This window comes from Streptomyces sp. NBC_00461 (assembly GCF_036013935.1).
GTDB lineage: Bacteria > Actinomycetota > Actinomycetes > Streptomycetales > Streptomycetaceae > Streptomyces.
The window spans coordinates 1,819,622-1,844,750 of the sequence record NZ_CP107902.1 but is presented as its reverse complement, the minus strand read 5'-3'; the positions used below and the strand labels follow the sequence as shown (position 1 = coordinate 1,844,750).

The window sequence follows — 25,129 nt, the reverse complement described above, 5'->3', positions numbered from 1 at the left end:
GGAGCCCCGTGACCGCCACCCCCTTGCTCGCCGCCCTCAACGCCCGAGCCAAGGCCAAGGCCCACACACGCACCGCCCCCTGCCCCTGCGGCGCGACCACACTCGCCGACCGCCCCGACGCCACGGTCGTCCGCCACGCCGACACCGTCGCCAAGGCCCACGCCCCGGACACCCCCCTCACCGACCTCACCCCCCGCCTCGCCACCGCCACGCACCTCCCCGGCATCCTCCTGCCCCCACTCACCCCGACGCCCGTCGACCTGCACGGCCGCCTCGTCACGTTCTGGCCCTACGGCACCCCCGTCGACCCGGACACCCCCGAAGCCGCCCCCTGGGAATCCGCCGCCACCCTCCTCGCCCACCTCCACCGCACTCCACCCTCGACCCCGCTGCCCCCCATGCGAGGCCCGGTCAAGGCCGCCCGAGCCGTCGCCCGGCTCGAAACAACGGCCCGCACCCACCCCGCCACAGCACCCGTCCTCCAGGCCTGGGCCACCCTCCCCGCCTGGGCCAGGGCCGAGACCCCCATGCCGGACACCACCACCCTGTGCCACGGCGACCTCCACCTCGGCCAGCTCGTCCGCCACCCCACCCCCGACGGCCCCTGGCTGCTGATCGACGTGGACGACCTCGGCACCGGCGTCCCCGCCTGGGACCTGGCCCGCCCGGCCGCCTGGTACGCCTGCGGACTTCTCCCGCCCGACGAATGGACCCGCTTCCTGACCGCCTACCGCGCGGCCGGTGGCCCGGCCGTCCCCGTCGACGGCGACCCCTGGCCCGCCTTGGACGTCCCGGCCCGCGCCCTCACGGTGCAGACAGCAGCCCGAGCGATCGCGAAGGCGGTCGCGGAGGAACGTTCCCTGGACGAGGTCGAAGTGTCCATGATCGACGCATGTGTCCGAATGACTTCCCTCCCGCCGGAGTTGACCCCGGGTTTCGCGAAGTAAGGTGCAACCGACCGCAGCCGGACAGTGTCTGTCCTGGCGTAACGCGAAGCAGGTCCGACCGGCGAGGAGTTGAGCCGACCATGCAGTGTCCGAAGTGCCATGCGCCGATGCACACGTACAACCGCAACGGCATCCAGATCGAGCAGTGCAGCGGCTGCCGCGGGATCTTTCTCGACTACGGCGAGCTGGAGGCGCTGACCCGCGTGGAGTCGCAGTGGTCCCAGCCGGCGCCGCCGCCGAGCGCGCCGCAGGCGTACCCGGCCCCGCCCGCCCCCGCCTGGGGCGCCCAGCACGGCGGTCACGGTGGTGGCCATTACGGCGGACACCACGGCGGTCACCACCGCCACAAGAGCTTCGGCCACATGCTGTTCTCCAGCTGACCGTAACCACCGGTCCGTGCCACGCAGAAGCCCCCGGCCGCAGGGCCGGGGGCTTGAGTGTGTGGACGATACTGGGATTGAACCAGTGACCTCTTCCGTGTCAGGGAAGCGCTCTCCCGCTGAGCTAATCGTCCTCGGGACTGCATGTACTGCGCGATCTGCATGAACTACATGATCTACCGCGTGCGCGATACTGGGATTGAACCAGTGACCTCTTCCGTGTCAGGGAAGCGCTCTCCCGCTGAGCTAATCGCGCGGGTCGAAGCCTTACGGCTCCAGTGGACGATACTGGGATTGAACCAGTGACCTCTTCCGTGTCAGGGAAGCGCTCTCCCGCTGAGCTAATCGTCCTTGGAGGTGGAGACGGGATTTGAACCCGTGTAGACGGCTTTGCAGGCCGTTGCCTCGCCTCTCGGCCACTCCACCAGGAGTGCTAGGGGTTCGGGAAGATCCCCTTGATCCTACGAGCGGACGACGAGGTTCGAACTCGCGACCTCAACCTTGGCAAGGTTGCGCTCTACCAACTGAGCTACGTCCGCCTGTCGTTTCGGACCGCTCTCGCGTCCCGGCGACGAGTTGAACTCTAGCGGATTCCGGGGCCAGCACAAAAACGCGTTTGCGCAGCGTGCTGCGCTGCACCTGCTCACGGACGTGGCCGGGGTCCCGGGAGTGACATGGCCGGGCCACCTTCACGACACCCGCCCTAGACTCGACTGTGTGCTCCACCTGCCTCCTCTCGCCCGCTTCGGTGATCGCGTCGCCACCGGACTCATGGATGTCACAGGCGATCCCGGGGCCCTCGAATCCACCGGCTTCTGGGCCGTCGTGGCGGACTTCGAGGGCCGGCTGACCTGTGCCCGCTTCAGGGACGTACGGGAGGAGCCCGTGCCCGCACCGGTGCCGGGGAAGTGGCGGGGCCCTGCGGTCGGTGACTGGACGTCCTCGCTCGACCACGCTGCGTACACGGCGGGTGTGCGCCGGATCCGCGAGCACATCGCGGCCGGCGAGGTCTACCAGGCGAACCTCTGCCGGGTGCTGACCGCGCCCGTCGCGCCCGACGCAGACGTGGACGCCCTGACCGCCCTGCTGGCCCGCGGCAACCCGGCACCGTATGCAGGAACGATCCGGCTGCCGGAGCACGGGGTCGAGACAGCCACGGCCTCGCCCGAACTCTTCCTCCGGCGCCACGGTCGTGTCATCGAGTCCGGGCCGATCAAGGGCACCGGGCGCACCGAGGCGGACCTTCTGGAGAAGGACTACGCCGAGAACGTGATGATCGTGGACCTGGTCCGCAACGACATCGGACGGGTCTGCGCCACCGGCAGCGTGAGCGTCCCCGACCTGTGCGCGGTCGAGAAGCATCCCGGGCTCGTCCACCTGGTGTCGACGGTCCGCGGCGAACTGCGCGCGGACGTCGGCTGGCCCGAGCTGCTCGACGCTGCCTTCCCGCCCGGCTCGGTCACCGGTGCTCCCAAGTCCAGTGCCCTGCGGATCATCGACCAACTGGAGACGGCCCCCCGCGGCCCGTACTGCGGTGGCATCGGCTGGGTCGACGCGGACCGCGGAACCGGAGAGCTGGCCGTCGGCATCCGCACTTTCTGGATCGACCGCGCGGAAGGTGTCCTGCGCTTCGGGACGGGTGCCGGCATCACCTGGGGTTCCGACCCCGAGGCGGAGTGGCGGGAGACCGAGCTGAAGGCGGCCCGACTCCTCGCGGTAGCGTCGGGGACGTACGAGACGAGTGGAGAGGGACAGCAGACGCGCTGTGACGGCCCGGCGGACGACAGCCCCCGGACCCCAGGCCGATGTGAGGCACCCGGTACGGACTTGCGAGGTAGCGACCAGTGAAGCTTTGGCTCGACGGCGGGCTGCAGGACATCGAGTCCGCCCGCGTCTCCGTCTTCGACCACGGACTGACCGTGGGCGACGGCATCTTCGAGACGGTGAAGACGGTGGACGGAAGGCCGTTCGCGCTCACCCGGCACCTCGACCGGCTGACCCGCTCCGCGCGCGGCCTCGGCCTGCCCGATCCCGACCACCACGAGGTCCGCCGCGCCTGCGCCGCCGTCCTCGAAGCCAACCCGATGCCCCTCGGCCGGCTGCGCATCACCTACACCGGCGGCTACGGCCCCCTCGGGTCCGACCGCGGCGAGCACGGCCCCACTCTCGTCGTCGCCCTCGGAGAGACCAGCCGCCGCCCCGACTCCACGGCCGTGATCACGGTCCCGTGGACCCGCAACGAACGCGGTGCGCTCACCGGCCTGAAGACGACCTCGTACGCCGAGAACGTCGTCGCCCTCGCCCGCGCCCACCAACACGGCGCGTCGGAAGCCCTGTTCGCGAACACCGTCGGGCAACTCTGCGAGGGCACTGGCTCGAACGTCTTCGTCGTCCTCGACGGCGAGCTCCACACCCCGCCGGTCGCCTCCGGCTGCCTCGCGGGCATCACGCGCGCGTTGGCGGTCGAGTGGACCGGCGCCAGGGAGACCGACCTGCCGCTCGACGTCCTGCAGCGCGCGGACGAGATCTTCCTCACCTCCTCCCTGCGGGACATCCAGGCCGTGCACCGCGTCGACGACCGCGAACTGCCGGGCACGGCGGGCCCGGTGACCGCCAAGGCCATGCGGGTCTTCGGCGAGCGGTCGGGCCACGACCAAGATCCGTAAGAGCCCGACAGAACGTGAAGGCCCCGAAAAAATGAGCAGACTTGGGCGTCGTCGGCGGGTACAACACCCTTGATGACCACAACTCTGCGGCCGACCGAGCCGCTTCAGCGCAACGACGATGGCACGCGTTCACGCCGCTTCCAGGTGTGCGTGAACAGCCGGCCCGTCGGCACCCTCCATCTCGGCACCTCACCGGGCTTCGGCGACAGAGTGGCCCGCATCGTCGGTCTGCGGATCGAGGAGCCGGACCGTCGCCGGGGCCGGGGCACGGTGGCCGCGCTGGCCGCGGAGGAGGTGGCGCGCGGCTGGGGATGCCGGGAGATCGAGGTGAGCGTGCCCGGCGGTGCCGAGCCCGCCCTGCGGTTCGTCGACACGCTCGGCTACGTCCTGCGCAACCGCGGCATGGAGAAGCTGCTCGGCGACACCCCGCCCGCCCTGCCCGAAGGCAGCCGGGGCCGGTCCATGACCGAGGCCGAGTACGAGGCGTGGTTCGCCCACGAGTCCGAGCACTACGCGCGCGTGTGGATGGAACGGGGCGTGCCCGAGACGGAGGCGTACGAGAGATCGCGGCGCGACCACGAGCGTCTCCTGCCGCAGGGGCGCGCCACACGGGACATGCACTTCAGCCTCCTCGAACACGAGGGGACGCGCGTCGGCACTCTCTGGGTGGCGCTGCTGGAGGAGAAGGCCTACGTCTACGACGTCGCGGCCGACGCCGCGCACCGCGGCCGCGGGCACGGCCGTACGCTGATGCTCCTGGCGGAGGGCGGGGCGATCGCCGCAGGCCGACGCGTGCTCGGTCTCAACGTGTTCGCCGGCAACACCCCGGCCGAGCGGCTCTACGAGTCACTCGGTTACGAGACGACGCAGTACTCCCTGTACAAGCCGCTGCTCTAGGAGCCGGTCAGGCGCGCTGCTCGGCCAGCAGCCGGTCCGCGATCTCCTCGATCCGCTCCCGCAGCCCCTCCTGGCTCTTGCCGCCGTCCAGACGCTCACCGCCGATGACGTACGTCGGTGTCCCGGTCACACCGATCGCCTTGCCCTCGGCCTGGTCGGCGTCGACGATCAGGATGTGCCGGCCGTCGATCAGGGCGGTGTCGAACTCCTCGGCGTCCAGGCCGAGTTCACCGGCCACCTCGACCAGGAAGGGCTCTCCGGCACGGCCCAGCTCCTCGACCCGCCCCAGCACGGCTTCGACGTAGTCCCAGCCCTTCCCCTGTTCGAGGGCCTCCTCGGCGGCCTGCGCGCCGGCGAACGCGTGCTTGTTCTTCTCCAGCGGGAAGTGCCGCAGCCGCAGCTCCAGCCGGTCGCCGTAGCGGGCGCGCAGGGCGCCCAGATCGTCGAGGGCGCTACGGCAGTCGGGGCACTGGAGGTCGCACCACACGTCGAGGACGGGCGCGGCGGGAGGTACGGGGGAGGAGTCGCTCATGACGCCAGTCTCCCAGCTCGATCACGGTCGACCCAATCCAGTCCCGGCCTCCCCATCCAGGCTCGGCTGCCTCATCCCCCGGCCACCGGCCACCCGACCATGCCCGCCGCGCGCGCCTTCACCAGCGACCCCGATCTGCTTCACCCGCGATGCCGATCCCCCCTGATCCGCAACTGATCCGCGCCTCTGATCCACGCCCGGGGGGGTGTCCGGACCGGCACCTGCGGAGGATCCGACCCGGAGATGTCCCTGATGTCCGCCCGGACCATGGCCGCGCGGGGGCCGGGCGGTGCAGGATGGAAGGGACGAAGTGCCCCGTGACCGAGCGAGCCCTGCCTGGAGGACCGGATGATTGCCGAGACCGTCTGTTCCGCCCTGTCCGCGGCCGGCCTGGGCATCGCTGCCGTCACCGCGTACCGCAAGCGTTTCCTCTCGGCCGCGCGTATCGCCGCCTACTCGCTCGTGCCCATCGGCCTGGTGATGACCGGCATCGTGCAGTGGCTGGCGGACACCGCCTTCAGCCCGACGGCGTGGGCGGGGTTCGGCGTGCTAGGCGCCGCCTGGCTGCTGTTCTCCACCACTCGGGCGGTGGAGCGCCGCCGTGGTGGCACCCGCAAGCAGCGCAGGGAGGCCCGGGCGGAGGAGCGGAGCGAGGCGGTCGCCCCGACGGCTTCGGCGCCCTCTCTCGGCCCGGGGACCCGTGCGGCGTCCCGGCCCGCGACCGCGCCACGCACCGGCGCCGCGGACGACTTCAGCGACATCGAGGCCATCCTGAAGAAGCACGGCATATGACCTGCGTGTCACGACAGGCACGACCGCTGACATGACGGCTGACATGGCCCCTGCCATGACGGCTGGCATGACGACTGAAACGACACAGTGGATCAACGCTGTGTCGCGAAGCGATCACGACCGGAAGCGGACTTCACGTAATTCGGCGAACAGGCGCTCAATCCGGGCGTGTTGATCGCGCCGGACGTGCTGTCTGCGTCATCATCGCCGCGAGATGCTGGACACGAAACACGGCGATACCGCGCCGCCGAAGGACGAGCCGCGCGGATGCCTCTTCGCCCTTTCCCAGCCACCGCTGATGATCTTCCTAGCGGTGATCGGGTGTCTGCTGCTCATGGCCTCGTTGCACGACCTGCTGATGCTGTGAGCCGTACCCGTGGTCCCCGGCGTCACCCGCCGGGGACCACGTCGACACCACTCTCCGGTCCGGGCGTCAGCCCGCCGCCTCCTTGCGCCGTGCCCGGTACGCCGCCACATGCAGGCGGTTCCCACAGGTCCGGCTGTCGCAGTACCGCCGCGAGCGGTTGCGGGAGAGATCGACGAACGCGCGCCGGCAGTCGGGGGCCTCGCAGCGCCGCAGCCGCTCCTGCTCGCCCGCCACGACGAAGAACGCCAGCGCCATCCCGCAGTCGGCCGCCAGGTGGTCGGCGACGGAGGCGCCGGGCGCGAAGTAGTGCACATGCCAGTCGTAGCCGTCGTGATCCGTGAGGCGGGGAGTGGTGCCGGCGGCGGCGACCAGCTCGTTGATCACCATGGCGGCGGTCCGGGCGTCCGGCGCCGCGAAGACCGAGGCGAACCGCCCGCGGATCTTCCGCACGGCCGAGAGGTCGAACTCCGAGAGCGCCCCGACATCGCTGATTTCGTGGTTTTGCACGAAGTCCTCGAGAGCCGCGAGGCCGGCCAGCCCGTCCGGCGTCGCGCCGTCCTCCGGTGCGGTGTTCACCAGATCCACCACGGTGTCGAGCGCGCACCGGGTGTCGTGGGTGATCAGCACGTTTCGCTCCCTGGCCCTGGAGGTCGGGCGGACGCCCGCCCCATGCTGGCCGATGGTAGTGGCTCGCGCCCGGCTGCGGGCGGTCGTGCCGCCGGTAGGGCTCCCACGCTCCCCAGCACGCACACCGGCGCCGCCCCACGACGGAAATCGTGGTGACGGCGCCGATGCCTACCGTATGCAGTTGTCCTGGCCCGAGCCGTCTCCCCGAGTCGACGGCGCCGGGCGGCTTCGTGGTGCCTCGCCCTAGCTTTCCGCCAGGATGTGCGAGAGCTCCTGATCGAGATCGAAATGCCGGTGCTCCGTGCCGGGAGGCACGGCGGCGTCGGTGCGCTTCAGGAAGGACTCCAGGGCCCGCGCCGGGGCTTCCAGCAAGGCTTCGCCCTCCGGAGAGCTCAGGGCGATGCACACGACGCCCTGACCGTGGCTGCGCGACGGCCAGACGCGGACGTCGCCGGTGCCGGTGGGCCGGTGGAGGCCTTCCGCGAGGAGGTCGCGGGCGAACACCCACTCGACGGTCTCCTCGGCTCCGGTGTGGAAGGTGGCGTGCACGGCGTAGGGGTCGGCCGTGTCGTACCGCAGGCCTGCGGGGACAGGCAGGGAGGACTCGCTCGACACAACGAGGCGCAGGTGCAGCTCGCAGCTGACCGTGGTGTTCATAAGCGCCAGGGCCTTTCGCTCAGTGTGCGCTCGGGGATTCGCACGTCGGCGAAATCGACATGCCACCTACGGTGCCGTTGTAAACCCCTCTGAGTGTTTTGCGTGCCTTTACGTAACTCTTCCGGCCGAGAGCATGTTCGCGCGGTACGGCCATTCTGGTGACTGGTTTCCGCTCCGTAAACCAAGGTAAAGTTTGGCCGTATGGATACGGGGAGTGACCAGCCGGGCGAGGTCGCCGTGGCATCGGACGAAGCGAAGCCGGACGGAGCGAGGGACGAGCAGGGGCTCGGCTCCAAGGCGCCGGCATTCATCAAGAGGCGCCGCGCGCTGCATCTGAGCTGGCAGGTCGGCGTCTTCGTCATCGGACTGGCGGTCGTGGCCGCCGGCATCGTCATGCTGCCGCTGCCCGGGCCCGGCTGGGTCGTGATCTTCGGTGGCATGGCCATCTGGGCGACCGAGTTCGTCTGGGCCCAGCTGGTGCTCCGCTGGACGAAACGCAAGGTCACCGAGGCGGCCCAGCGAGCCCTCGATCCGAAGGTCCGGCGCCGCAACATCACGCTGACGGCGATCGGCCTCGTGATCGTGGCCGCCTTGGTCGGCGTCTACCTCTGGAAGTTCGGCCTCGTGATGCCCTGGAAGATCAAGGACCAGTGATCCGCGGGCCGGGCGCGAAGGCCCGCCGGCGAGGGTTCGCGCTGTCACAGGCACCCCCTGACATGGGGTAATGTTCTCCCTGCGTCCGGGCGATTAGCTCAGTGGGAGAGCGCTTCGTTCACACCGAAGAGGTCACTGGTTCGAACCCAGTATCGCCCACCCGGATCGGCGGCCCGTCTGCGAGAGCAGGCGGGCCGTTGTCGTGTGAGCAAGCGTGCCGCGGTCGCGTGGGCGGGCGTGCCGTCGTGGTGTGAGCTGGCGGGGCTGTTGTCGTGTAAACAGGCCGGTCGCAGTCGTGTGAACCCCCCTCCCGGTGAGCCGCCGTGCTCCGGAGAGTTCCGGCCGGACAACGTCCGCGTGCGCAGGGACAGTTGATGTTCGGCCTGTCGATCGTGCACGCCTCACCTGCGGCGACGCGCCTCCCGCGGCGAACTCCGTGCCTGAGCCGCCGTCAACTCGCCCGGCCGACCCGCGAGAAATTCCTGTCCGAATCATTGACGCACCCCGAGGCCCTCCGTAGCTTGTGCCAGCAAGCGCTTACTTGAAACGATTCATGCAGGCACCAACAACGCCGGGGAGGGCCCGACTGTGGGAACCAGCAGGAATGTTGAGAGGCGTACGGTCCTGAAGGCGGCCGGGGCATCGGCGGCCACGCTGGGGCTGGCCGCGACGACGGGCTGCGGCGGGGACAGCGGCACCTCCGCCGACGGGACGGTGACGATCCGTTACTCGTGGTGGGGGGCCGACGAGCGGGCCAAGAAGATCAACCAGACCATCAAGCTCTTCGAGAAGAAGTATCCGAAGATCAAGGTGAAGACGGACTTCCAGGACTACGTCTCTTTCTGGGAGAAGTTCCAGACGCAGGCGGCCGGTGGAAATCCCCCGGACGTTTTCCAAAACGCCGTCACATTCCTTCGGAAGTACGACAAGAGAAGCGTCCTGCTCGACCTCAGGTCCCAGATCGACGCGGGGAACCTGAGCCTGGACAACTTCCGTGCGGGCGTCACCAAGGTCGGCGAGGTCGACGGCAAGCAGCTCGGTGTCCCCGTCGGCTCCAACACCATGTCGCTGGTCATCGACAAGAAGGTCTTCCGGAAGGCGGGCGTCGAGCCGGAGGCGGGCTGGACCTGGGACGACTACTTCAAGGCCCTCAAGACCATCCATGACAAGACCAAGGTGCCGGGCGACACGGGCTACTTCAGCATCATGTACCTGTACGACCTGTACCTGCGTCAGAACGGAAAGGCGTTCTACACCAAGGACGGGCTCGGTTTCGACCAGGCCGATCTGACGGAGTGGTGGCAGGACGGCTACAACCGGACGAAGGCCGGCATCATCACCAGCCCGAAGACCGTCGCGCAGGACCGCCCCAAGTCCTCGCTCTCCGCCGGGCACGGAGCCTCGGAATTCACCTGGGACAACTTCACCGTCCGGTACACGGCCGAGGGCGAAAGCGACTACGGCCTCGCGCCCATCCCCACCATGAACGGCAAGGACACCGGGCAGTACCTGGCGTCCCTGATGCTGAGCGCCTCCGCGCGGACCTCGCACCCCAAGGAAGTCGCCCAGTTCATCAACTTCATGGTCCATGACCCCGAGGTCGGCAAGATCATGGGCTACGACCGGGGCATCCTCGCCGCCACCGAGCAGTACGAGGCCTTCAAGCCGACCGACCCGGTCAACAAGGAGATCGCGCAGTACGAGGCGGACACCGCCAAGGCCGGCGTCCTCGGCGCGATCACCCCGCACCCCTCCGGCGCCGACACCATCGAGGCCGCCTTCCTGCGCATCGGCGGAGACCTCGGCCTGGGCAAGGTCAGGACCTCGGCCGCGGTGAAGCAGTTCTTCGACGAGTCGCAGGCCGCCTTCCAGGCCTGACCTGACCGGACCTGCCCTGACCGGAACCGATGGGGAAGCACCGTGACGCTCGTCAAGGACTCACCGCCCGCCACCCGGAAGGCCCGCTCCGCCGCCCCTGCCGCCGTCAGGCGGCGGGGCCGCCGGGAGAACCTCGCCGGCTATCTCTTCATGTCCCCGTGGATCGCGGGCTTCGTGCTCCTGACCGCGGGCCCGATGGTCGCCTCGCTCTATTTCGCGTTCACCGACTACAACCTCTTCAACAGCCCCAAGTGGATCGGCTTCGACAACTTCACCAAGATGTTCGACGATCCGCGGTGGCAGAAGTCGGTCGAGGTGACGGCGAAGTACGTCATCATCGGCACGCCCCTGAAGCTGCTGCTCGCCCTCGGGGTCGCCCTCCTGCTCGCCCAGAGCCGGCGCGGACAGGCCTTCTACCGGGCCGCGTTCTACGCCCCCTCGCTCATCGGCGCGAGTGTCTCCGTCGCCTTCGTCTGGCGGTCGCTCTTCTCCGACGACGCCGTCGTCGACCGTACGATGTCGGTCTTCGGATTCCATGTCGGCGGCTGGGTCGGCAACCCCGACTGGATCCTGTACTGCCTGGTCGCGCTCACCGTCTGGCAGTTCGGTGCGCCCATGGTCATCTTCCTCGCAGGGCTCAAGCAGGTGCCGAAGGAGTTGTACGAGGCCGCCGCGATGGACGGCGCCGGACCGCTGCGCCGCTTCTGGAACATCACGCTGCCGATGATTTCACCGGTGCTGTTCTTCAACGTCCTGCTGGAGACCATCCACTCGTTCCAGATCTTCGGCTCGGCCTACGTCGTCTCCAACACGTACTGCGGTCCGGCGGACGCCACGCTCGTCTACACCTGCTACCTGTACCAGCAGGGCTTCAAGAACGCCCAGATGGGCTTCGCCTCCGCGATGGCCTGGATGCTGCTGCTCGCCGTGGCGCTGGTGACCGCCGTCCTGTTCTGGTCGCAGAAGAAGTGGGTGCACTACGAGAACGACACAGAGGACGCCCGATGAGCGCCACCACCCCCGCCACCCCGAAACCCATTGCCGGTCCCGGCCGCAAGCGTGCCGGCTCACTCGCCTGGCATCTCGGCTCGCTGCTGGTCCTCGCGGTCGTCCTCTATCCCGTCGTCTGGGTGATCGGGGCGTCGTTCAAGCCGAGCAAGGACATCATCAACAGCCTGCGGCTGTTCCCGGCCCATCCCATTCTCGAGAACTTCAAGGGCCTGGCCGACGGCATCGCCGACATCTCGATCTGGACCTTCTTCCAGAACTCCCTCCTCTACGCGGGCGGTGCCGTCGTCGGCATCCTCATCTCCTGCTCGCTCACGGCGTACGCCTTCGCCAAGATCAGGTTCGCGGGCCGCAACCTGCTGTTCTCCCTGATGATCGGCACGCTCCTGCTGCCGTACCACGTGCTGCTCATCCCGCAGTACGTGATGTTCCAGAAGCTGGAGCTGATCAACACCTACGTCCCGCTGCTGCTCGGCAAGTACCTGGCCACGGAGGCCTTCTTCGTCTTCCTGATGGTGCAGTTCATGCGGAATCTGCCGCGGGAGCTGGACGAGGCCGCCCGCATCGACGGCTGCGGGCACCTGCGCATCTACTGGTCGATCGTGCTGCCGCTGTGCCGGCCCGCGCTCATCACCAGCGCGATCTTCACCTTCATCAACGCCTGGAACGACTTCATGGGTCCGCTGATCTACCTCAACGAGCCCGGCAAGTACACCGTCTCGCTCGGCATGATGATGTTCCGTGACTCCGACGGCGTCGCCGCCAACTACGGCGGCCTCATCGCGATGTCGCTGGTCGCGCTCCTGCCCGTGCTCCTCTTCTTCCTCGCCTTCCAGCGCTATCTGATCGACGGCATGGCGACCTCCGGGCTGAAGGGCTGAGGCGGTCACCATGGCCGAGGTACGGGTGAAGGCGCGCAAGGAGTCGGTGTTCGCGGAGCGGTTCGGTGTCTTCGCCGAGTGTCTGCTCACCGGGGTGTGGATAGCGGTGGCCTCCGTGGGAGTGGTGACGTATGCCGCCGCCTTCGCCGCCGGGGCGCGGCATCTGCGCCGCCGTACGACCCATGAGGGCGGCGGCTGGCGGGAGTTCGTCGGTGACTTCCGTACGGCCCTGCGGCGCGGGTGGGCCGTCGGGCTCGCCGGGTGGGTCGCGGTGGGCCTGGTCTGGGTGGACGTCCAGGCCGTGCGCGCCGGGCTGCCCGGGGGACCGCTCGTCGGGGCCGCCGGGCTGTTCGCGCTGATCGGCGCCGCCGTGGCCGGGCTGCGTGCGACGGCGGTCTGGGAGCCGGGGGAGAGCTGGCGGGCGCTGCTCGCGGCCGCCGGTCGCCGTACCGTCCTCGACCCCGCCGGATCCTTCCTGCTCGTCGGCGGAGTGGTCCTCGTCGTCTGTTCCGCCCTGCTCATCGCGCCGCTCGCGGTCCCCGTCCTGGGGGCCGTCGCGGCGGCCGCGGTCGCCGTGGAGGAGCGGTACCGGCGTCGCTGACGGGCGGCGCCCCTCGCACCAGGCCGGCGCCCGGGCGCCACATCTCCACCTGTCATGCCCCTGACCAGTTGCATCAGTCGCACCAGCTGCACCAGTTGCGCCGGTTGCGCGGAACGACATCCCGCACGGAAAGGAAAGGCTGAACTCTCATGTCTCCCATCCCTCGCAGGTCCCTTCTCAGGGCGGCCGCCGTCGCCGGAGCCGCCGCGCAGTTCAGCTGGGCGGCAGGAGCCAGGAGCGCGCAGGCCGCGTCCAGAGCCGAGGCCGCCGAGGCCGCCGATGCCGATCCGGTGACCCTGGACTGGCTGGAGGACGGCGGTCTGGGCGCGGCCCCCGGCTCGACGGTCGGTGTGCCCTGGCCGAAGGGCGCCTACCGGCCCGACCAGACCTTTGCGCTCACGGACGCGGGCGGCAAGGCCGTGCCCGTGCAGTCGTGGCCGATCGCGTACTGGCCCGACGGATCCCTCAAGTGGTCGGCCCACGCCGTGAGTTCGGGCACCGGGAAACTCACCCTCGCCGCCGGCGACTCGGCCGCCCCCGCCAAGAAGGTCACCGTCCACAGGGGCGGCGGCACCATCGACGTCTCGACCGGCGTCATCACGGCGAAGATCGGCAAGAACGGGTCCACGATCATCAAGTCCGTCACCCGTGGGCCGACGGAGATCGCCAAGAACGGCCGGCTCGTCCTCATCCGCCAGCCCGAGATCGAGGACGAGGACCAGGGCACGGTGAAGACCGAGCGCTTCGACGGTGCGATCGGGGCGGTGACGGTCGAGCAGGACGGGCCCGTCCGTGCCGTCGTCCGTATCGACGGCAAGCACCACAAGGGCGGCCGGAGTTGGCTGCCGTTCTCGATCCGGCTGTACTTCTACGCCGGCGCCGACTCCTTCCGCATGGTGCACACCATCACCTACGACGGCACGCAGGAGCCCGGCAAGGCGAGCGGCGACTTCATCCGCGGCCTGGGCGTCCGCTTCACCGTGCCGATGCGGGACGCCGCCTACGACCGGCACATCCGGATCGGCGGCGAGGGCACCGGCCTGCTGCGGGAGGCCGTGAAGGGCGTCACCGGGCTGCGCCGTGACCCGGGTGCGGCCGTGCAGGCGGCCCAGTACGCGGGGCAGAAGCTGCCCGATCCGTCGACCTGGGACCAGCGGGTGACGTCCCGGCTGCAGTACATCCCGGAGTGGGGCGACTACACCCTCGCCCAGCTCTCCGCCGACGGCTTCATGCTGCGCAAGCGGACCAGGAAGGGGTACGGCTGGGTCGGCGCCGGCGGCGGCAGACGGGCCTCCGGCTTCGGCTACGTCGGTGGCGTCAGCGGCGGACTCTCCTTCGGCCTGCGGGACTTCTGGGAGAAGCACCCCGCCCAGCTCGACATCCGCGACGCCCACACCGACGAGGCCGAGGTCACCCTCTGGCTCTGGTCGCCCGAGGCGCAGCCCATGGACCTGCGCTTCTATCACGACGGCATGGGGCAGGACACGTACGCGAAGCAGCTCGAAGGCCTTGAGATCACCTACGAGGACTACGAGCCCGAGTTCGGCACCCCGTACGGCATCGCCCGCACCTCCGAACTCCTCTTCTGGGCCAACGAGTCGACCCCGGCCGCCGAGAGGCTCGCCGAACAGGCCGAAGCCGTACGGGTGCTGCCGCAGCTCGCCGCCCCGCCCAGGCAGCTCATCAAGGCCAAGGTGTTCGGACCGGGGCTGTACTCCGAGCCCGACCGCTCCACGGCCGCCAAGGCGAGGATCGAGGACCACCTCGACTTCCTCTTCACCTACTACAAGGACCAGGTGGAGCAGCGCCGTTGGTACGGCTTCTGGGACTACGGCGACTTCATGCACTCGTACGACACGGTGCGCCACCAGTGGCGCTACGACATCGGCGGCTACGCCTGGGACAACTCCGAGCTGTCGCCGGATCTCTGGCTCTGGTTCGCGTACATCCGCTCGGGCCGTTCGGACATCTTCCGCTTCGCCGAGGCGCTGACCCGGCACACGGGCGAGGTCGACGTCTACCACCTGGGCGACTGGGCCGGCCTCGGCACCCGGCACGGCGTGCAGCACTACGCCGACAGCGCCAAGCAGCAGCGCATCGCCAACACCACCTACCGGCGCTACTACTACTTCCTCACCGCCGACGAACGCGTCGGCGACCTGATGCACGCCAACGTCGACTCCGACGAGACCTTCCTGGTCCTGGACCCGCAGCGCAAGGTGCGCACCGACCCCTACACGCCCGACCGGCACGCCCTGTCGGTCGGCTTCGGCACCGACTGGAGCGGCCTGGTGTCGGCGTGGCTGACCGAGTGGGAGCGCAGGGGCCCCAAGTGGGAGAAGGCCAGGGCACGCGTGCTGTCGACGATGGAGGGCATCGCCGCCCAGCCCAACGGCTTCGTCCAGGGCAGCGGGCTGTACGACCTGGACACCGGCAGGTTCGCCGTCGCCGGCAAACCCGTGGTCAGCGTCTCCCACCTCTCGGCCGTCTTCGGCCTCAACGAGCTGTGCGCCGAGCTGATCGACCTGGTCGACATGCCGAAGTTCAACGAGGCCTACTTCGACTACTGCCGCTACTTCAACGCCACCAAGGCCGAACAAGCGGCACGTTACGGCTCCAACTTCGGCACCCTGCTGCTCTTCCAGGGCCACTCGCGCCTCGATGCGTACGCCGCCGTCCGGACCGGCGACGAGACCCTTGCCAAGCGTGCGTGGACGAAGTTCTACGACTCCGACGGCTACAAGGAGTCGTCGCCGTGGAAGACGGAGAAGCTGAGCGGGCCGGTCACGTTGGTCGCGGGGAGCGAGGCCGCGTGGGTGTCCTCGAACGACACCGCGTTGTACGGGCTCGCCGCGATCGAGAACCTGGCGCTGCTGGGCGACAAGATGCCGTAACGCTCCGCTGGGAGAGCCGGAGAACTGCGCCGGTCTGCCGTCTGCAGGCCGTCTGTGGCTGGTCGCGCAGTTCCCCGCGCCCCTGACGGGGGCGCTTCAGTCCATCCTTCCCAGGACCTCCCGTACCCGACGGACCTCCCGGATGCGGTGCTCGTACGTCGCACCGAGTGCGAGCAGCAACAGTCCGGCGAGTGCGGGAGGTGCCCAGCGGGGGAGTGCGCCGGTCATCTGGACCAGGTACGGGGTGAGTTCGTGCAGCGTGTCCAGGACGAGCACCGAACCGCCGAGCACGAGGGGTGCCTGGAGGCGATGGCGGGCGCCCAGCAGGGTGGTCAGCAGGGCCGCCGCGCCCAGCAGCAGCGGGCGCGTCCCGTGCGCGTCGTTCCAGGCTGCGGCAAGGCTCGGCACCAGGGTGGCGGCGAGACCGGGGCCGTACGCCGTCCAGGACGACGCCAGTGGATCCCGGGACCTGCGCCACACGCCGACGCACAGCGCCGGGACGGTGACCGGGAGCGTGTAAGCCTCCACGGTGCCGACGTCCCAGGCGGCCAGGCGTACCCATGAGGCCAGCAGGAACAGTACGGCCGCCGCGTAGCCGACCGGCCTGCGCTCAGGGCGTACGGCGGTGCCGGACGCGATCACTCCGCACAGGGCCAGCACCAGGGCGAGCATGGGCGGGGCGGTGATCGCGAGGCCGATGGCGAGCAGGGCGGCTGCCGCTCCGGTCGCTTCGACCGGCACGCGCGCGTGCGTGGCGCCCAGGCGTGCGGGGAGCAGGGCCGCGGCCACCGGGACCGCCAGGACCAGCAGCGCCGTGTGCTGGGCCTGCCAGTCCGCCGCCGCACCCGTCGCGCACGCGAGCGCGGCGGCGTACACGAGCCCGGCCGGCGCGGTGACCGGCGTGAGGTGCGGCCGCAGCGAGGCAGCCGCGAACAGGGCCGTCAGGACCGACAGCACCGTGAGCGTCGCCGTCTGGGAAGGCAGGGAGAGGAAGGTGAGGAGGACGGAGCTGATCAGTGCGAGAGCGGTGGCCGTCCTCGGCAGGACGAGGAAGGCTGCCCCCACGAGGGGCGCAACGGTCACCACCCCTTGTAGCAACAGGGCCGCGGAGTACGGGAGTTGGAGCACGGCCGGCACCGCCATCGCGGTGGCCCAGGCGAGGCAGGCCGCGCCGGTCGACACCCACGGCCGACGGGCCTGGCCGCGGACCAGGAGGGCGAGCACGGCGACGACCAGCGGGCCGAGGAGCAGCTGGCCCGGGTAGGGCGGCCACGGCATGTGGACCGTCACCGCGGCCCGCGCGTCCGACGGCGCACCGGACCACGGCTCGGCCGCCCAGCCCAGCGGACCCAGCAGCGCGACCAGAACCAGCGGCACGGCGCAGGCGACGGCCGCCGCCTGCACGGCACCGGAGGCCTGGACGACACCACGCCGTACGGGCTCCGGGAGCCGCACCCGCGCCACCGCCAACAGTGCGACACCGCAGGCCAGATACCCCGGCACGGTCCACCCCGCGGGCAGTGCCACCCGCAGCACGCCACCGCCCGCCGCGGCCAGGAGCAGACCGCCCGCCACCGCGTTGCCCGTCGCCGCGGCCGGATTCGGCAGCTGCCGGGCGGCGCCCAGTGCGATCACCGCCGCGAGGAGAAGGAGCGCCGCCGCACGGGCGGCGGCGCTCGGGCCGGCTGCGTCCCAGGAGAGCCAGCCGGCCGCCAATGCGCCCCAGGCACCGGCGCCGTACGCACCGAGGGCGGCGAGGACGCGTACGGCCTTGGTGGTCACGCGGAGCGCCACACCTGTGTCGGACCCGGCCGTCACCAGCAGCGCGGCCGTGATCCAGTACGGACCGGACGTGGCCGAGACCGCCCAGCAGAGCAGCGGGAGTTGGGCCGCTGCCAGCGCGGCGGGCAGGGGCAGACGCAGCTCGGTGGCCCGCGGCAGCAGGCCGTATGCCGCCCAGAGCCCCGCCAGCAGCGTCGCGGCGACCGCCGTGTACCCCGCGCCTCCTGTCCCCGCGAAGGCGACCTGGTGCACGGCGTACGCGTCCAGCACCGTCAGAGCCAGCCCCAGACCGGCCACCGACTCGGCCGTCGAGCGCAGTCCGCGCTTCAGCAGGAGCACCGGCGCGCCGAGCGCCGCCAACGTGATCGCGCTGAGGACGAGCGCCCGCCCCGCGATCCCCATGTGCCCCCAGCTGACCAGCGTGAACACCATGGCCGCGACGGTGAGCAGGACGCCGCCGAGCAGGAGGAGCACGTTCTGCACGCCGGGCGCCGTGGCCTCCGTGCGGGACGGTCCGAGAGGCGCCGGCGGCACCGGGCCGACCGGGCGCTTCGGCTGGAGCGCGGCGACCAGCCAGGCACGGCGATGCAGCAACTGGGCCCTGCGGGCGTCGAGTCGCCAGAGCTCGGCATCCAGGAGCCGCAACTCCTCGGCCGGGGGCGGAACATGCGTCATGCCACGGAGTGTGGTCGGCGTCACGTCGTACGACATGAGTGCCGGTACTCAGAAGCTACTCAGATCCCGCTCAAACGCCCTGCGTACGGGCACACTCACCCCATGGACTGGACGCACTACCGCTTCCGCAGCCGGTGGGCCCTGCCGGCGCTGCCCGCCACCGTGTACGAGGCGCTGGAGCGGGCCGAGGAGTACCCCCGGTGGTGGCCCCAGGTGCGGGAGGTGACCCGGCTCGACGACACCACCGGCGTCATCCGGATCCGGTCCCTCCTCCCGTACGACCTGCGCTTCACCGCCCGTGAGACGCGCCGCGATCCCGTCGCGGGGGTCCTGGAGATCGCCATGTCCGGCGACGTCGAGGGCTGGGCGCGCTGGACGATCACCGCGGCCGGCACCGGCACCCTCGCCCGCTACGAGCAGGTCGTCGACGTGCACAAGCCGCTGCTGAGGCGGCTGGCCGTGCCGGGGCGGCCGGTGTTCCGCGCCAATCACCGGCTGATGATGCGGGCCGGACGGCGAGGGCTGGCCGCCCACCTGGAAGCGGTTTGAACGAAGCCCGCGGGGACCTGTATTGTTCAGTCCGTTCCCGGGCGATTAGCTCAGTGGGAGAGCGCTTCGTTCACACCGAAGAGGTCACTGGTTCGAACCCAGTATCGCCCACGCTCGGGAGAGCGACGTGGGTCCGCAGAATACGCGGACCATGTCGCTCTCTTTGTTTTGCGCCGGCTTTCGTCATGCTGCCGCAGGCAGGTCCGGTCGCAGTGGCCACGCGGTGTTCACCACCTCCGGCGTGCCGCTCTTGGCGAACCACGCCTGCAGGCCACGCGCCTGGGCGGCGTGCCACGTCGTCTGCAGGGTGTGCAGTTCGGCGGGGGAGAGACGCTCTAGCCGGGTGGCGAAACGGCGCCCGAGGGCCCGTACGACATCCAGGGCGGCCAGTGCGTCCGCGGCCGCGTCGTGCGCGCCCTCCAGGGTGACGTCGTAGTGCGCGCACAGGTCGGTCAGGGTGCGGCGGCCCTTGCGGTAGCGGTCCAGGTGTTTGTCCAGGACGCGCGGGTCGAGCACGCGCAGCGTCGACGCCTCGAACCAGCGGTCGAGCGACGAGGCGCGATGGCGGCGCAACTCGCGGTCCAGGAGCGTCAGATCGAAGGGCGCGTTCATCACGACCAGCGGGCGGGCCATCGCCGCCTGCTCGGCCAGCGCCTCCGCTATCTCGTACACCACCGGCGCCGGCCAGCGGCCGTTGCGCTGCAGGTGTTCGTCCGTCAGCCCGTGCACCGCCGTCGCCCCTTCGGGGACGGGCACACCCGGGTTGACCAGCCAACGGGACACCCGGGGCCGTGCGCCCGGGGCGTCCTGGACGACGACGGCGGCCGACACGATCCGGTCGGTCTCGACGTCAACGCCCGTGGTCTCCGTGTCGAAAGCGGCCAAGGGCCCCTCGTACCAGCACGTCATGCCACCACAACTCCTCGTTCACCCAGGGCAGCTGACGTCCCGTCTTCTGCCTGTTTGGTGATACCCGGGCTGTTTGCGCCGTACGCCGGAAGGACACAACAGGAGTACGGGTCTTTGCAGTTCAGCGGCCCGATACGGGGATTCACCTGGCTTGGAAGGCTGTTTGGTCATGGCGATAGCGCAGCCCGAGCGGGGCGGGCTGCTGCCCGAACGCATGGGCCCCCTTCGCGGCACCCTCGCCACCACCGCGTGCATGGAGACACTGCAGGTGGGCTATCTGCACGCCGTCGCCGCGGCGGCCGGCTGCTCGCTGTCACAGCCCTTTCCGGACAACGGCATCGACTGGCACGTCAGTCACGGCTCACCCGGGCACACCGTCGACGACGAGGTGACCATCAAGGTGCAGCTGAAGTGCACCTACCAGGTCCCGCCGAACCCGCCGGGCCGCTCCTTCTCCTTCACGCTCGACAACGACCACCTGCGCAAACTCGCGCGCACGCCCGTCTCGGTGCACAAGATCCTGGTCGTGATGCTCGTCCCGAGATCACAGGACGACTGGCTTCGGGCCAGCCACGACCGCCTCGACCTGCGGCACTGCTGCTACTGGGTCAACCTCGCCGGTCAGGCGGTCACCGGCCGGACCCGGACCACCGTGCGGATACCGACCTCACGCATCTTCGACGACCGCGCGCTGTGCGAGATCATGACGCGGGTCGGCACGGGAGGCAGACCATGACGCACCGCCCCCTTGAGGAGCCGGCCCGGCCGGTGAGGCCGCACCCGGACGACATCGCCGCGGCCGCCTGGCACCGTCCCCCCGAGCCCGGCCAGGTCGACCCCGCCGTCCTCAGCGCCCTGCTGCACCGGCACGGCTGGCAGCGCCGCGGCGGAGCCGCCGGACGGTACGGGCGCTGGACCCCGCCCGGCCCCGGCGGCGGCGGGACGAGCCTCCTCGTGCCCGAGAGCCGCGCCTTCCCCGACAGCGACGACCTGCTCGGCGAGGCGCTGCTCGCCCTGACCCGCAGCGGCACGCCCTCCGCGCGCGAGGTTCTGGTCGGACTCGCCGTGCCCAGCGACGAGATCCGCTGGTGGCGGGACGCACCGACGGGACCGGCCGACTCCGCGCCCTGGACCGTAGAGGAACAACTGCGCGCCGCCGCCCGCCAGATGATGCTCGCCGCGGCGCTCGCCACGCGCGCACGTGCGGGCTATTACGGCGTACGGCACCGCCGGGCCGCCGCCGCGCTGCTGGAGAGTGTCCTCGTCGGACCCGCGGCCGGTGACGGCCGGCTCACCGCGTTCGTGCCCGTGGGCACGGGACGGCCGCTCGCCGTACGCCTCCACCAGGCCCTGTACGCCGCCCGCGAGGCCATCGACTACCAGCGGGCCACCGGCGGCATGGACGCCTTCGACGGCGCCGTCGAAGCGGGTGTGAGCCGGGAGCTCACCGAAGCGCTGATCGCCCTGGTGCGCGGCACCGAGGGGGCCAGGATCGGAGTGGAGTGGGCGCCGGCCGCCGGGGTTCCGGAGGGTTGCGCGGCCACCGCCGAGCCCGTCGAGTTCTCGCCCGGCGACCTGCCGGCGCTGCGCGAGGCCGGGGCCCGCTATCTGCGCGAGGAGCCGTCCGTGCCGGTCCGGATCACCGGGACCGTGGTGCGGATGCGCAGGTCGGGGACGCGCGGCGAGGGCAGCGTACGACTGCGCGTGATCGCGGGAGCCGAGGTCCCGCACGTCCGGATCACGTTGGACGAGGAGGACTACCGCATCGCGGGCCACGCCCACCTCGTGGGACTGCCGGTACGGCTGCACGGGCGGCTGGAGAGCCGGGGCGGCTTCCGGCGGCTGACGGGGGCCTCCGGGGTCGCGCCGGTACAGGTCGAGGAGGCGGAGCGGGACAGGCTCATGAAGTCGCTGCAGGAGAATCTCGACTTCTTCGAGGAGGCGTGCAGCGGGGACGACTGCGACTGATCCCGGACTGATCTTCTCGAAAGGCGACCGTTTCGCGGTCGGAGGGTCGGGGTCGGTACGATCCCCTATTGCGCGCGTTCCTGGTATGGCGCCGCAGCCCACCTTCAGTCAGGAGAGACCGGTGTCAGACGTCCGTGTGATCATCCAACGCGATTCCGAGCGGGAAGAGCGCGTGGTGACGACGGGGACTACGGCCGCCGAGCTCTTCGCCGGCGTGCGCTCGATCGTCGCCGCGCGCGTGAGCGGCGACCTCAAGGACCTGGCCTACGTGCCGGCCGAGGGCGAGGTCGTGGAGCCGGTGGAGATCACCTCCGAGGACGGCCTGAACATCCTGCGCCACTCCACCGCGCACGTGATGGCGCAGGCCGTGCAGGAGCTGTTCCCCGAGGCCAAGCTGGGCATCGGCCCGCCGGTCAAGGACGGTTTCTACTACGACTTCGACGTCGAGAAGCCGTTCACTCCCGAGGATCTCAAGGCCATCGAGAAGAAGATGCAGGAGATCCAGAAGCGGGGGCAGCGTTTCTCCCGCCGTGTCGTCACCGACGAGGCGGCGCGCGAGGAGCTCGCTGCCGAGCCGTACAAGCTGGAGCTGATCGGCCTCAAGGGCTCGGCCTCCTCCGACGACGGCGCGGACGTCGAGGTCGGCGCCGGTGAACTGACGATCTACGACAACCTGGACGCCAAGACCGGCGACCTGTGCTGGAAGGACCTCTGCCGCGGTCCCCACCTGCCCTCCACCCGGAACATCCCGGCGTTCAAGCTGATGCGCAACGCGGCCGCCTACTGGCGCGGCAGCGAGAAGAACCCGATGCTCCAGCGCATCTACGGCACCGCCTGGCCCTCCAAGGACGAGCTGAAGGCGCACCTCGACTTCCTCGCCGAGGCCGAGAAGCGCGACCACCGCAAGCTGGGCTCCGAGCTGGACCTCTTCTCGATCCCCGAGCAGATCGGCTCCGGCCTCGCCGTCTTCCACCCCAAGGGCGGCATCGTCCGCCGCGTGATGGAGGACTACTCGCGCCGCCGCCACGAGCAGGAGGGCTACGAGTTCGTCTACACCCCGCACGCGACGAAGGGCAAGCTCTTCGAGACGTCCGGGCACCTGGACTGGTACGCCGACGGCATGTACCCGCCCATGCAGCTCGACGAGGGCGTGGACTACTACCTCAAGCCCATGAACTGCCCGATGCACAACCTGATCTTCGACGCGCGCGGCCGCTCCTACCGTGAACTGCCGCTGCGCCTCTTCGAGTTCGGGACCGTGTACCGGTACGAGAAGTCGGGCGTCGTGCACGGCCTGACCCGCGCCCGTGGCTTCACCCAGGACGACGCACACATCTACTGCACCCGTGAGCAGATGTCGGACGAGCTCGACAAGACGCTCACCTTCGTCCTCGGCCTGCTGCGCGACTACGGCCTGACCGACTTCTACCTGGAGCTCTCCACCAAGGACCCGGAGAAGTTCGTCGGCTCGGACGAGGTCTGGGAAGAAGCCACCGAGACCCTCCGCCAGGTCGCCGAGAAGCAGGGCCTGCCCCTCGTTCCCGACCCGGGCGGCGCCGCCTTCTACGGCCCGAAGATCTCCGTCCAGACCAAGGACGCCATCGGCCGCACCTGGCAGATGTCGACGATCCAGCTCGACTTCAACCTGCCGGAGCGCTTCGACCTGGAATACACGGGTCCGGACGGCTCCAAGCAGCGCCCGGTCATGATCCACCGCGCGCTGTTCGGCTCCATCGAGCGGTTCTTCGCGGTGCTTCTGGAGCACTACGCGGGCGCCTTCCCGGCGTGGCTGGCCCCGGTCCAGGCGGTCGGCATCCCGATCGGCGACGGGCACGTCGAGTACCTGGAGAAGTTCGCCACGGCCGCGAAGAAGCAGGGGCTGCGGGTCGAGGTCGACTCCTCCTCCGACCGTATGCAGAAGAAGATCCGCAACGCCCAGAAGCAGAAGGTGCCCTTCATGGTCATCGCGGGCGACGAGGACATGGCGGGCGGCTCGGTCTCCTTCCGCTACCGCGACGGCTCACAGGAGAACGGCATCCCGTTCGACGAGGCCATCGCCAAGATCGCGAAGGTCGTGGAGGACAGGACGCAGGTCTGATCCATCGCTCTGTAGGGAGGCGTCCTCAACGAACGCGTCCTGGACGGAGGCGACCTGTACGAAGGCCCTCGGGAGGTCAGCTTCCCGGGGGCCTTTCGTCGTCCTCCCGGGAGAACACCTGCAGCAGCCAGGAGGCGAAGGTTCCGGTCACCGCGCCGAGCAGCGCCAGACCGATGACCATCATCCCGACCGCGATCAGCCGTCCCCCGGGCGTCACCGGGGTGATGTCGCCGTAGCCGACCGTGGTGAGGGTTTCGCAGGCCCACCAGAGTGCGTCCCCGAACGTCCGCATCGACGCCCCCGGCGCCCCGCGTTCCTGCTGGTAGACGGCGAGTGCGCCGGCGAAGCCGAGCAGTACCGTCGACAGCCCGGAGTACACGATCACGCGCGCGTGCAGCGCGAGCCGTGGCTTGCCGTGGCGCCGCTGCACGGCTTCGTACACCTTGACGACCCGCAGGGGCCGCAGCAGTGGCAGCACGAGCACCACTGTGTCCAGCCAGTGCGTCCGTACGAAACCCAGCCGCTGCCCGCTCAGCCTCCAGGACACCGCGTAGTCGACGCCGAACAACGCCCAGGAGCCCAGCAGCACCGCCAGACACAGGTCCTGCCACGCGTCGTGCAGGCCGGGGGCCAGGACCAGGACCGCGTACGAGGCGAGGAACGCCAGGGACGCCAACGCCAGCGGAAGCTCCGTGCGCCGCTGCCAGCGGGCCACTCGACTGTCATCGTCCACCGCCCCAGCTTCGCCCGGCGGGCTTTTCCCGCAACCCCGCCGACACGCCGCGAACGGGCGACGCAATATGCTGCACTGCATGACGAGTGAGCCGGAGCAGCAGTGGGGAGTGGGGACCCAGGACGCGTTCCAGCGTCTGTGGACGCCCCACCGGATGGCCTACATCCAGGGCGAGAACAAGCCGACCGGCCCGGGTGCGGACGACGGCTGCCCCTTCTGCTCCATTCCGGCCAAGTCCGACGAGGACGGGCTGATCGTGCGACGCGGCGAGCAGGTGTACGCGGTGCTCAACCTCTACCCGTACAACGGCGGCCACCTCATGGTCGTGCCCTACCGTCACGTCGCCGACTACACGGACCTCACGGACTCCGAGACGGCCGAGCTCGCCGCCCTGACCAAGCAGGCGATGACGGCCCTGCGCACCGCGTCCGGCGCCCAGGGCTTCAACATCGGCATGAACCAGGGTTCGGTGGCCGGCGCGGGTATCGCCGCCCACCTCCACCAGCACATCGTCCCGCGCTGGGGCGGCGACACGAACTTCATGCCGGTCGTCGGCCACACCCGGGTGCTGCCGCAGCTGCTGGCGGACACCCGGAAGATGCTGGCGGAGGCCTGGCCGACGGCCTGAGAGCCA

The 25,129-nt window shown here is 70.1% G+C and carries 24 protein-coding genes and 7 tRNA genes; 20 read left to right on the top strand and 11 right to left on the bottom strand.

What is annotated here, in order from left to right:
- Positions 1 to 8 precede the first annotated feature (8 nt).
- Both OG870_RS08920 and OG870_RS08915 read left to right on the top strand, forming a co-directional pair.
- On the top strand, positions 9 to 947 hold the full coding sequence (locus tag OG870_RS08920; RefSeq protein ID WP_266585970.1) for a phosphotransferase family protein: 939 nt from the start codon (positions 9 to 11) through the stop codon (positions 945 to 947).
- 80 nt (positions 948 to 1,027) lie between these two features.
- A complete protein-coding gene (locus OG870_RS08915; protein ID WP_266510822.1) occupies positions 1,028 to 1,327 on the top strand; it encodes a TFIIB-type zinc ribbon-containing protein in 300 nt (99 codons plus the stop codon).
- A gap of 62 nt (positions 1,328 to 1,389) precedes the next feature.
- On the opposite strand, the gene OG870_RS08910 is transcribed toward OG870_RS08915, so the two are convergent.
- From OG870_RS08910 to OG870_RS08890, 5 genes are all read right to left on the bottom strand, one after another.
- Positions 1,390 to 1,461 (bottom strand) — tRNA-Val (locus tag OG870_RS08910).
- Between the two features lie 50 nt (positions 1,462 to 1,511).
- A tRNA-Val gene (locus OG870_RS08905) sits at positions 1,512 to 1,583 on the bottom strand.
- Between the two features lie 23 nt (positions 1,584 to 1,606).
- Positions 1,607 to 1,678, bottom strand: a tRNA-Val gene (locus OG870_RS08900).
- 1 nt (position 1,679) lies between these two features.
- Positions 1,680 to 1,753: transfer RNA gene (locus tag OG870_RS08895), tRNA-Cys, on the bottom strand.
- A 40-nt stretch (positions 1,754 to 1,793) separates the two neighbouring features.
- Positions 1,794 to 1,866, bottom strand: a tRNA-Gly gene (locus tag OG870_RS08890).
- A 178-nt stretch (positions 1,867 to 2,044) separates the two neighbouring features.
- On the opposite strand from OG870_RS08890, the gene OG870_RS08885 reads away from it, so the two are divergent.
- The 3 genes from OG870_RS08885 (at position 2,045) to OG870_RS08875 (ending at position 4,890) form a co-directional block, all read left to right on the top strand.
- Positions 2,045 to 3,175, top strand: a complete 1,131-nt coding sequence (locus OG870_RS08885; protein WP_266585972.1) for a chorismate-binding protein — start codon at positions 2,045 to 2,047, stop codon at positions 3,173 to 3,175.
- On the top strand, positions 3,172 to 3,993 hold the full coding sequence (locus OG870_RS08880) for an aminotransferase class IV (protein WP_266510816.1): 822 nt from the start codon (positions 3,172 to 3,174) through the stop codon (positions 3,991 to 3,993). Before OG870_RS08885 ends, OG870_RS08880 begins: the two co-directional genes overlap by 4 nt.
- 72 nt (positions 3,994 to 4,065) lie before the next feature.
- On the top strand, positions 4,066 to 4,890 hold the full coding sequence (locus OG870_RS08875) for a GNAT family N-acetyltransferase (RefSeq protein WP_266510814.1): 825 nt from the start codon (positions 4,066 to 4,068) through the stop codon (positions 4,888 to 4,890).
- Positions 4,891 to 4,897: 7 nt separating this feature from the next.
- Here OG870_RS08875 and OG870_RS08870 read toward each other — a convergent pair whose 3' ends face one another.
- The gene (locus OG870_RS08870) at positions 4,898 to 5,422 is read right to left on the bottom strand and encodes a DsbA family protein (RefSeq protein ID WP_266585976.1); all 525 of its coding nucleotides are present in this window, start codon (positions 5,420 to 5,422) and stop codon (positions 4,898 to 4,900) included.
- Positions 5,423 to 5,770: 348 nt separating this feature from the next.
- On the opposite strand from OG870_RS08870, the gene OG870_RS08865 reads away from it, so the two are divergent.
- Positions 5,771 to 6,214 (top strand): hypothetical protein, encoded by a 444-nt coding sequence (locus OG870_RS08865; protein ID WP_266585978.1) that lies wholly within the window; start codon positions 5,771 to 5,773, stop codon positions 6,212 to 6,214.
- Between the two features lie 214 nt (positions 6,215 to 6,428).
- Positions 6,429 to 6,581: a hypothetical protein gene (locus tag OG870_RS08860; RefSeq protein ID WP_266510806.1), complete on the top strand. Its 153-nt coding sequence runs from the start codon at positions 6,429 to 6,431 to the stop codon at positions 6,579 to 6,581.
- Positions 6,582 to 6,647: 66 nt separating this feature from the next.
- Here the strand turns inward: OG870_RS08860 and OG870_RS08855 are convergent, their stop codons facing one another.
- Positions 6,648 to 7,208 carry a CGNR zinc finger domain-containing protein gene (locus tag OG870_RS08855; protein ID WP_266585979.1) on the bottom strand — a complete coding sequence of 187 codons (561 nt, stop codon included), beginning with the start codon at positions 7,206 to 7,208 and terminating at the stop codon, positions 6,648 to 6,650.
- Between the two features lie 243 nt (positions 7,209 to 7,451).
- The gene (locus OG870_RS08850) at positions 7,452 to 7,865 is read right to left on the bottom strand and encodes an SsgA family sporulation/cell division regulator (RefSeq protein WP_004002642.1); all 414 of its coding nucleotides are present in this window, start codon (positions 7,863 to 7,865) and stop codon (positions 7,452 to 7,454) included.
- Between the two features lie 201 nt (positions 7,866 to 8,066).
- On the opposite strand from OG870_RS08850, the gene OG870_RS08845 reads away from it, so the two are divergent.
- From OG870_RS08845 to OG870_RS08815, 7 genes are all read left to right on the top strand, one after another.
- On the top strand, positions 8,067 to 8,519 hold the full coding sequence (locus OG870_RS08845) for a TIGR02611 family protein (protein WP_266510799.1): 453 nt from the start codon (positions 8,067 to 8,069) through the stop codon (positions 8,517 to 8,519).
- A gap of 87 nt (positions 8,520 to 8,606) precedes the next feature.
- Positions 8,607 to 8,678, top strand: a tRNA-Val gene (locus OG870_RS08840).
- Positions 8,679 to 9,107: 429 nt separating this feature from the next.
- Positions 9,108 to 10,397 carry an ABC transporter substrate-binding protein gene (locus OG870_RS08835; protein ID WP_266841393.1) on the top strand — a complete coding sequence of 430 codons (1,290 nt, stop codon included), beginning with the start codon at positions 9,108 to 9,110 and terminating at the stop codon, positions 10,395 to 10,397.
- A 42-nt stretch (positions 10,398 to 10,439) separates the two neighbouring features.
- Complete coding sequence (locus OG870_RS08830) at positions 10,440 to 11,405, top strand: carbohydrate ABC transporter permease (RefSeq protein WP_266510793.1); 966 nt, start codon at positions 10,440 to 10,442, stop codon at positions 11,403 to 11,405.
- Positions 11,402 to 12,286 (top strand): carbohydrate ABC transporter permease, encoded by an 885-nt coding sequence (locus OG870_RS08825; protein ID WP_266585983.1) that lies wholly within the window; start codon positions 11,402 to 11,404, stop codon positions 12,284 to 12,286. Before OG870_RS08830 ends, OG870_RS08825 begins: the two co-directional genes overlap by 4 nt.
- Before the next feature lie 10 nt (positions 12,287 to 12,296).
- Positions 12,297 to 12,887, top strand: coding sequence for a hypothetical protein (locus OG870_RS08820; RefSeq protein ID WP_266841395.1), 591 nt, complete (start codon positions 12,297 to 12,299; stop codon positions 12,885 to 12,887).
- Positions 12,888 to 13,036: 149 nt separating this feature from the next.
- A complete protein-coding gene (locus OG870_RS08815) occupies positions 13,037 to 15,781 on the top strand; it encodes an exo-rhamnogalacturonan lyase family protein (RefSeq protein ID WP_266841397.1) in 2,745 nt (914 codons plus the stop codon).
- Between the two features lie 96 nt (positions 15,782 to 15,877).
- Here OG870_RS08815 and OG870_RS08810 read toward each other — a convergent pair whose 3' ends face one another.
- Positions 15,878 to 18,274: an SCO7613 C-terminal domain-containing membrane protein gene (locus OG870_RS08810; protein ID WP_327690798.1), complete on the bottom strand. Its 2,397-nt coding sequence runs from the start codon at positions 18,272 to 18,274 to the stop codon at positions 15,878 to 15,880.
- A gap of 66 nt (positions 18,275 to 18,340) precedes the next feature.
- On the opposite strand from OG870_RS08810, the gene OG870_RS08805 reads away from it, so the two are divergent.
- Positions 18,341 to 18,787 (top strand): SRPBCC family protein, encoded by a 447-nt coding sequence (locus tag OG870_RS08805; RefSeq protein WP_266841401.1) that lies wholly within the window; start codon positions 18,341 to 18,343, stop codon positions 18,785 to 18,787.
- Between the two features lie 39 nt (positions 18,788 to 18,826).
- Positions 18,827 to 18,898, top strand: a tRNA-Val gene (locus tag OG870_RS08800).
- Positions 18,899 to 18,970: 72 nt separating this feature from the next.
- On the opposite strand, the gene OG870_RS08795 is transcribed toward OG870_RS08800, so the two are convergent.
- A complete protein-coding gene (locus OG870_RS08795; RefSeq protein ID WP_266510776.1) occupies positions 18,971 to 19,696 on the bottom strand; it encodes a 3'-5' exonuclease in 726 nt (241 codons plus the stop codon).
- Positions 19,697 to 19,865: 169 nt separating this feature from the next.
- Here OG870_RS08795 and OG870_RS08790 point away from each other — a divergent pair, with 169 nt between their 5' ends.
- The 3 genes from OG870_RS08790 (at position 19,866) to thrS (ending at position 23,762) form a co-directional block, all read left to right on the top strand.
- Complete coding sequence (locus OG870_RS08790; RefSeq protein WP_266510773.1) at positions 19,866 to 20,432, top strand: DUF4365 domain-containing protein; 567 nt, start codon at positions 19,866 to 19,868, stop codon at positions 20,430 to 20,432.
- Positions 20,429 to 21,664 (top strand): hypothetical protein, encoded by a 1,236-nt coding sequence (locus OG870_RS08785; protein WP_266510770.1) that lies wholly within the window; start codon positions 20,429 to 20,431, stop codon positions 21,662 to 21,664. The genes OG870_RS08790 and OG870_RS08785 overlap by 4 nt, the downstream gene beginning before the upstream one ends.
- 121 nt (positions 21,665 to 21,785) lie before the next feature.
- Positions 21,786 to 23,762, top strand: a complete 1,977-nt coding sequence (gene thrS / locus OG870_RS08780; protein ID WP_266585992.1) for a threonine--tRNA ligase — start codon at positions 21,786 to 21,788, stop codon at positions 23,760 to 23,762.
- Positions 23,763 to 23,838: 76 nt separating this feature from the next.
- On the opposite strand, the gene OG870_RS08775 is transcribed toward thrS, so the two are convergent.
- Complete coding sequence (locus OG870_RS08775) at positions 23,839 to 24,495, bottom strand: potassium channel family protein (protein WP_266585998.1); 657 nt, start codon at positions 24,493 to 24,495, stop codon at positions 23,839 to 23,841.
- Positions 24,496 to 24,574: 79 nt separating this feature from the next.
- On the opposite strand from OG870_RS08775, the gene OG870_RS08770 reads away from it, so the two are divergent.
- Entirely contained in the window at positions 24,575 to 25,123 is a 549-nt protein-coding gene (locus OG870_RS08770) for an HIT family protein (RefSeq protein WP_266510761.1), read from the top strand.
- Positions 25,124 to 25,129: the final 6 nt, after the last annotated feature.

What these genes read in the sequence shown, in the direction of transcription:
- OG870_RS08875 (WP_266510814.1), top strand. Translation starts at nt 4,066, where the DNA reads ATGACCACAACTCTGCGGCCGACCGAGCCGCTTCAGCGCAACGACGAT.
- OG870_RS08845 (WP_266510799.1), top strand. Translation starts at nt 8,067, where the DNA reads ATGGATACGGGGAGTGACCAGCCGGGCGAGGTCGCCGTGGCATCGGAC.
- OG870_RS08815 (WP_266841397.1), top strand. Translation starts at nt 13,037, where the DNA reads ATGTCTCCCATCCCTCGCAGGTCCCTTCTCAGGGCGGCCGCCGTCGCC.
- OG870_RS08795 (WP_266510776.1), bottom strand. Translation starts at nt 19,696, where the DNA reads ATGACGTGCTGGTACGAGGGGCCCTTGGCCGCTTTCGACACGGAGACC.
- OG870_RS08850 (WP_004002642.1), bottom strand. Translation starts at nt 7,865, where the DNA reads ATGAACACCACGGTCAGCTGCGAGCTGCACCTGCGCCTCGTTGTGTCG.
- OG870_RS08790 (WP_266510773.1), top strand. Translation starts at nt 19,866, where the DNA reads ATGGCGATAGCGCAGCCCGAGCGGGGCGGGCTGCTGCCCGAACGCATG.
- OG870_RS08860 (WP_266510806.1), top strand. Translation starts at nt 6,429, where the DNA reads ATGCTGGACACGAAACACGGCGATACCGCGCCGCCGAAGGACGAGCCG.
- OG870_RS08805 (WP_266841401.1), top strand. Translation starts at nt 18,341, where the DNA reads ATGGACTGGACGCACTACCGCTTCCGCAGCCGGTGGGCCCTGCCGGCG.
- OG870_RS08870 (WP_266585976.1), bottom strand. Translation starts at nt 5,422, where the DNA reads ATGAGCGACTCCTCCCCCGTACCTCCCGCCGCGCCCGTCCTCGACGTG.
- OG870_RS08785 (WP_266510770.1), top strand. Translation starts at nt 20,429, where the DNA reads ATGACGCACCGCCCCCTTGAGGAGCCGGCCCGGCCGGTGAGGCCGCAC.
- OG870_RS08820 (WP_266841395.1), top strand. Translation starts at nt 12,297, where the DNA reads ATGGCCGAGGTACGGGTGAAGGCGCGCAAGGAGTCGGTGTTCGCGGAG.
- OG870_RS08770 (WP_266510761.1), top strand. Translation starts at nt 24,575, where the DNA reads ATGACGAGTGAGCCGGAGCAGCAGTGGGGAGTGGGGACCCAGGACGCG.
- OG870_RS08915 (WP_266510822.1), top strand. Translation starts at nt 1,028, where the DNA reads ATGCAGTGTCCGAAGTGCCATGCGCCGATGCACACGTACAACCGCAAC.
- OG870_RS08825 (WP_266585983.1), top strand. Translation starts at nt 11,402, where the DNA reads ATGAGCGCCACCACCCCCGCCACCCCGAAACCCATTGCCGGTCCCGGC.
- OG870_RS08810 (WP_327690798.1), bottom strand. Translation starts at nt 18,274, where the DNA reads ATGTCGTACGACGTGACGCCGACCACACTCCGTGGCATGACGCATGTT.
- OG870_RS08865 (WP_266585978.1), top strand. Translation starts at nt 5,771, where the DNA reads ATGATTGCCGAGACCGTCTGTTCCGCCCTGTCCGCGGCCGGCCTGGGC.